This window comes from Yersinia similis, assembly GCF_001053095.1.
In the GTDB taxonomy this organism is placed as follows: domain Bacteria; phylum Pseudomonadota; class Gammaproteobacteria; order Enterobacterales; family Enterobacteriaceae; genus Yersinia; species Yersinia similis.
Genome location: NZ_CGBP01000065.1, coordinates 1 through 4176 on the forward strand (window position 1 = coordinate 1; position 4176 = coordinate 4176).

Consider the following 4176-nt stretch of genomic DNA (forward strand, 5'->3'; position numbering starts at 1 on the left):
CCGGAAATCTCAAAAAGTGTGTGGAACTAAAGCTGGGATACTTACAAATCATGTGGCAAGCAGTGAATCGTCTGTTAAGTGAATGCCTCGGTCCCGCCGAGATTCGGGAAAGAACTGAATTATCCGGTGGGGATATTCATAAAGCCTGGCGTCTCAGTTACGGGGAAAAAGAGGTTTTCGTTAAGTGCGATACCCGCGAGATGCTGTCAATATTTACTGCGGAGTCTGATCAGCTCTCGTTATTAGCCCGCAGTAAAACAGTGCAAGTACCGGAAGTGTATGGGGTCGGCAGTGATCGTGATTACAGTTTCCTATTGCTTGAATATATTCCACTGAAACCGTTGGATGCCCACAATGCTTATTGTTTGGGGCAGCAATTAGCCCATTTGCACCAATGGAGCGAGCAACTACAGTTCGGGCTGGATTTTGACAATGATTTAGCCACCACCCCACAACCTAATAGCTGGCAACGTCGCTGGGCGCAATTTTTTGCTGAACAACGTATAGGCTGGCAACTGCAACTCGCCGCCGAGAAAGGGATGTCATTTGGTGATATTGATGACATAACCGGCGCGGTTCAGGAGCACTTGCAAAACCACCAGCCACAGCCATCATTGCTACATGGTGATTTATGGCCAGCAAACTGTGCTGCCAGCAGCAATGGGCCTGTTATTTTTGATCCTGCGTGTTACTGGGGAGATAGGGAATGTGATCTCTCTATGTTGCCACTCTACCCCACATTACCTGCACAAATTTATGATGGTTATCAAAGTATCTGGCCACTACCTATCGGTTTTATTGAGCGCCAACCTATTTATCAGCTCTATTACTTATTGAACCGTAGTAATCTTTTTGGTGGCAAGCACTGGATCAATGCGCAAAAAGCCGTCGATAATTTGTTGCATCCCGAACAGTTTTAGCTTTAACGGCAAACTTGCCGTTGCTGCCAAAAAGTTGATGCAAAATACTCTTTGCACTACGCTATTTTTTCCAGCAATAAATGAAAAAAGCCAGCGCAGTGGTGTTGGCTTTTATGTCAAGCAAACCGCTTATCCCTGAATCATAATCCCAAGTAACTTAATCACAAAATAGCCGAGCACGCCGATAACCAATGGCAGGATATATAACGTGAAAAATTGCAAAAAGATGGTGTGATGCGGCAATACTATCTTTTCTTCTAGTTGCTCACGGCTATGGCCTTCATTGCCTTTGGCTCGCTCTAAAATCATCTGATCTTCAATACCTTCCCGAATATGTCGTACTTGCCGGGACATCCGAGCACCGGAGGCCTGTAATGATAGGCCGACAAAAATAAGCATGTAAATAATGAAAAACATAATATTTCCCGTAGACAACCCCTGCTCTAAATTAGGGACTGGCGAGTTATACCAAAAAATATTCAAAAAAGGTGTATTAAAGCGCGCCATATCGGTCATAACATGGATAAAATCCAACATGACCGCATTAATCCCTGCCCCTTTTTGGCTATATAAATAGACAAAATTGATAATTGAGATCAGTGTTGACAGCAGCGCTGGAATAAAAACGAGCCATCCTACAATTCGTTTGATGACGGCGACACGCCCAGCCTGTTGATAGGTCATGATTTCTCCTTGTGAATGTTATAACTTATGTGGCTTGGTCTATCTGTTACATCCACACGTTGTGCGGCACTTTACACCACTCTGTTTGCTATTTGTTTGTCATCAAGTCTATTACTTATCGTCAAGCCAATGACTTAACATCAAGCCTAGTCCATCAACATAGTTCTATTATATTAATGAATTAAATTCGTACTAGTAATTACTTGTATACCCAAAGTAATTCGAATTGTAGGAATGCTGCTTGCAACGGCCTCGCAGAGGCGAGCCACATGGATAGGCCCAGTAACGAGCGTAGCTGTAAGTATCCACTTAAAAGGGGTCTGAAGCCCAATCGTACGGAAAGGTACGCTAAGTACATTTTTCGCACTATCACTAGTCACTCATACCGTTCAGTAGTTGTAGCTGCTCAAAATTACTCCCACTGGACATGCAGTCCAGAACCGCTAGCTCACATTAGACGCCAGTTTTCTATCATCTCAGGGGAACCGTGGAACTCGACATCATGCACTCGGGTGCTCAGGTCAAGGTCGGGGTGTTGCGCCTGTAGCGGAACCTGTGTTTCTTTGTGTGCATTCAGGTAATTCCCCACCTGCTCGCAGCCTTCCGGGCAATACTTTTCTGCGGATGCATGTATCCGCTCGTATAGATCCGGTTGGTTAACTCCTGCCAAATTAGTGGGTACATAAGGACGGTTGGCGGCGGCGGCCTCAGCGATAGGGAAAGTCTCGGCAAAGGTGTGATAGCCGCCGAAGTTCATGAAAGCAGCTATCCCCAAGCCCGCTGGCAGGGCCAAGTCGGGGTTGCCGTAAATCCGTTCTCCACCCAGGGTGTTGAGTGCCAGTAAGATATCGCAGGTGCCGCCAGATTGAGCGCCGGCGGAAGGAAGGCCCTGCTGATTGCTTTCCAACGCAAACGTACCAAACGGCTGCCAGCGGTTGATACCTGTGCCGTGCGTCATCGAGCGCTGCTCCAGCATCTGAGCCATGCCAAGCTGAGCATAGGCCTCCGGAACCGCCCCCATGTCCTCCTCGGACATGGTGAACGGGCGGCTCAGGTCGGCGATCGGCGCACCTGAGCGCGCTATCGCGTTAATGTTTTGGTTTCGGTCGCCCAAGGTCTGACGCAAAGCCGCATCGTCCACGCCGCCAACAGTGCGCTGTACCACCTGACCAAAGCCTAGTCCATACTTGGCTGCGTCCTCGTATATCCCGTTCACCGCGCGCGCGCCGTCTTCGTCGGTCGCCACCATAGGCATGCGCTCGCTGCGTGCGCGGCTCAATGGATTGTCGAAACCTGGTGTGCGGGTTTTGCCGGAGAATTCCTTGAAGCGAGCGTCGAAATCGTCCGCCTGCAAGGACAGACCGACCTCACGTAGCAGCGCAGCGCAAGCGTCGGCATTGGCTTGTTTATGCTGAGAGTACAGTTCCGGTTTGGCCTGGTTTTCTACCGGGTTCATCAACTGCCACACCGTGGTACCGAACGCGCTCAAGGTGCGAATCTTGGTCAACAGTTCTGGGTACCCTTGCTTGAGGGAACCATCGGCGAGGCCTTGCCGCGGTGTGTTCAGGGTGTCCAGTATCCAGGGCTGAAAATCCTGGATACTGTCCATCTGCCGGCCTATCTGGTCGGACTCCCTCGACAGCGGTTTGATTGCTGCCTGAAGTACCGCACCCAGTGTTTGTTGTCGGCCCTGAAAATGAACGGTGTGGTTGGCGGCTTCACTCTGTCCGTCCAGAATGTGGCGCAACAGTCCTGCTAATTGTTTTGCGTGCTGGTCGAATACATGGCCCATCTTGCCTGGCTGGTCTAGAAGCGACATGCTGGCACCTGCCTCGAAGAACTTGCTGTTTTTAACTGCCAGTTTCTGAGCGTCGGACAAGGTTACTCCTTGTGGGTCACTCTTGGATGTTGCTTCCGGCTTACCTTGCTCATTCATGCCGAAAATAGCGTTTAGAGTACTGCCTGATCTAGATACAAACATGGGTAACCTTATTCTGGAGAGATTCAAGTCACTTCTATACCATGGGCTGTAATTGGAAGCTTTCATAAAATAACTATTGAATTAAAAGTGTTAGTGCTGCAGGGCAGCTAATTGGAATTTAGGGTGATTCCAAAACGGAAATATTAGGAAGCGTATTATTCCAGGATGATTTCCTGCTCATGTCAAATTGGTGTATACCCTAACCTGACGTCAGGCCGGATAATGAAAAACTGTCAGAATAAAGTTACTCTGCATATTTATTGACACAAGTAATTAAAGGTCATAGATTCTTTTCTGACACATTCAGTATTGGAGGCTTATGAAAGGTCAACGTATTGGCTATATCCGGGTAAGTAGCTTTGACCAGAACCCAGAACGTCAACTGGATCAAACTCAGGTGGATAAAGTCTTCGTCGATAAAGCATCGGGTAAAGACACTCAGCGGCCAGAGCTGGATTCTTTGTTGTCATTCGTGCGTGTAGTGGATCACAAAATCAGGACACCTTCGTAGCCTTTTTCCACTGCTCTTCGTATTCACAGGGCGGTAATCCACCATTGTGCCGATGGGGGCGTACTGTGTTGTAATAACTT

The 4176-nt window shown here is 48.3% G+C and carries 3 protein-coding genes and 1 pseudogene; 2 read left to right on the forward strand and 2 right to left on the reverse strand.

What is annotated here, in order from left to right; all coding sequences use genetic code 11:
• Positions 1–50 precede the first annotated feature (50 nt).
• A complete protein-coding gene (locus AC971_RS21225) occupies positions 51–920 on the forward strand; it encodes a fructosamine kinase family protein (protein WP_025384070.1) in 870 nt (289 codons plus the stop codon).
• Between the two features lie 129 nt (positions 921–1049).
• Here the strand turns inward: AC971_RS21225 and AC971_RS21230 are convergent, their stop codons facing one another.
• Together AC971_RS21230 and AC971_RS21235 are read right to left on the reverse strand one after the other, a co-directional pair.
• A complete protein-coding gene (locus tag AC971_RS21230; RefSeq protein ID WP_025384071.1) occupies positions 1050–1604 on the reverse strand; it encodes a YniB family protein in 555 nt (184 codons plus the stop codon).
• Positions 1605–2052: 448 nt separating this feature from the next.
• Positions 2053–3540, reverse strand: coding sequence for a hypothetical protein (locus tag AC971_RS21235; protein ID WP_231573056.1), 1488 nt, complete (start codon positions 3538–3540; stop codon positions 2053–2055).
• Between the two features lie 364 nt (positions 3541–3904).
• Here AC971_RS21235 and AC971_RS21240 point away from each other — a divergent pair.
• Positions 3905–4072 (forward strand): annotated as a pseudogene (locus tag AC971_RS21240) (recombinase family protein); the annotation flags it as partial.
• Positions 4073–4176: the final 104 nt, after the last annotated feature.